Origin of the sequence: Lutibacter sp., assembly GCF_041562875.1 — a bacterium.
Lineage (GTDB): Bacteria > Bacteroidota > Bacteroidia > Flavobacteriales > Flavobacteriaceae > Lutibacter.
In genome coordinates this window covers 1-1,934 of record NZ_JBFFOE010000185.1, presented here as the reverse complement: position 1 = coordinate 1,934, position 1,934 = coordinate 1, and the positions used below count along the sequence as shown (strand labels likewise).

Below are 1,934 nucleotides of genomic sequence, written 5' to 3'. Positions count from 1 at the left end.
CAGATAGTAATTCTATAGATCCTGATGGAGCTTGTTATGCTGAAACAACGTTGGAATTTATTGTAGACAAAAAACCTGTAGCAAATCCAGTAACTGATTTCATTGAATGTGATGATGATTTGGATGGATTGTTCTCTTTTGATACTTCAACTATTGAAGCCACTATTTTAAACGGGCAAACAGGAATGTTGGTTTCTTATGTTGATGAAAATGGAAATCCGCTGTCAAGTCCGTTACCAAATCCGTTTTTAACAGGTTCACAAACTATTTCTGTTAAAGTTGAAAATGAGCTGTATGTAAATTGTACTGCGGAAGCCACCATCAATTTTACAGTGCATCCAAAACCAACATTTGAATTGGATGAAGAAGCTGTAGTTTGCTTAAATCTATTACCAAAGCAACTCAGCATTTTTAACCCACAAGAAGATAATTACAGCTACTCTTGGACAGATGAATACGGTTTTGAAATTAGTAACCTGCCACAAGCTGAAATTACGCAAGGTGGAATTTACACAGTAATTGCAACTTCTATAAATGGTTGTACTTCGTATCCTCAAGAAATAAATATATTAGAATCAACCATTGCTTCAATAACAACATCGCAAATTGAAATAACAGATGATTCAGATAATAATGTAATCTCTGTTGAAACAAGTGGTTTAGGAATTGGAAATTATGAATATGCCATTCAAAAAGAAGGTGAGAGCATTGGTTTTTATCAAGACGAACCCATTTTTGAAAATATTAGCCCAGGAATTTACATGGTTTACGTGAAAGACAAAAATAATTGTGGAACTGCTACTCTTGCTATTTCGGTAATTGGATATCCTAAATTCTTCACCCCAAATAATGATGGACACAATGATTATTGGAATGTAATTGGTGTAAACTCTAATTTTTACTCAGATTCATTAATCCATATTTTTGACCGATTTGGAAAATTAATCACCACAATTAACCCATCAGGCAATGGTTGGGACGGATTCTATAATGGCACTGCACTTCCTTCTACAGATTATTGGTTTACGGTTGAATTAATTGACAAAAATGGAAGTGTAAAAGTGAGAAAAGGACATTTTAGTTTAATAAGATAACCCATCAACTAAAAAATACATTTAATTCACAAATTAGAAGAAAATGAAATTATTAAGCTGTTTTTTGTTATTATTTCAAAAGACAGTACAATGAACCTACAACATTTAGTATAATCTTAATATAAAGGCAAATTCAGCCAAAACAGGATTGCAGCACATAGCTTACCATAAAAAAAACGTGCACTCTTCACAAAACTTTCGTAATTTCGCCTGCTTAAAAGTTTGATTTCTAAACTAAATAATAAAGACATGAGTAAAATAATGACAGTCGACATATTGTCGAGTATTAAAGGAGCGCAGCCATCAGAGACTGTGAATAAATTATTTGATGTGATTAAAAATGCACAGGTTACAAATAATAATTCTTTAAATAATGTCAATAATAATTGCGTGTCTGTAAATGATTTAAGAGAAGATGTGGTCATAGAAAGTTCTGCAATTGAGAAACAAATCATTATCGAAAATTTTCCAAAAGAAAAAAACGGTTATTTAGTAGTTTCACAAGTTATAGAAGACTAATATGGAATCTCAAATAAAAAAAATACACCAGCAACTGGTGTCTAAACAGCTATCTTGTACTGAATTGGTTCAAGGAAAATTAGATTTATTAAAAGAAAACACACATAATACAGTAAACTCTTTATTAAGTGCTACTGCATTAGAATTAGCTTCAAAAGTTGACGCAAAAATAGCAAATTCAGAAGCAATAGGTTTATTAGAGGGCATTCCTTTTGGAATTAAAGACGTTTATATGTTGCAAGGAACTTATGCATCTGCAAGTTCTAATTTATTAAAAAAATACAAATCAGCTTACACAGCAACTGCCATTCAAAAATTATT

The 1,934-nt window shown here is 31.5% G+C and carries 3 protein-coding genes; all 3 read left to right on the top strand.

The window, feature by feature from the left end:
• On the top strand, positions 1-1,094 hold a 1,094-nt coding region (locus ABY863_RS13505), incomplete at its 5' end, for a T9SS type B sorting domain-containing protein (RefSeq protein WP_372795704.1).
• A gap of 261 nt (positions 1,095-1,355) precedes the next feature.
• Positions 1,356-1,613 (top strand): hypothetical protein, encoded by a 258-nt coding sequence (locus ABY863_RS13500; protein ID WP_372795702.1) that lies wholly within the window; start codon positions 1,356-1,358, stop codon positions 1,611-1,613.
• Between the two features lies 1 nt (position 1,614).
• On the top strand, positions 1,615-1,934 hold a 320-nt coding region (locus ABY863_RS13495), incomplete at its 3' end, for an amidase family protein (protein WP_372795700.1).

Bases quoted from the DNA above. Each gene is read 5' to 3' on its own strand.
- ABY863_RS13500 (WP_372795702.1), top strand. From the start codon at position 1,356: ATGACAGTCGACATATTGTCGAGTATTAAAGGAGCGCAGCCATCAGAG.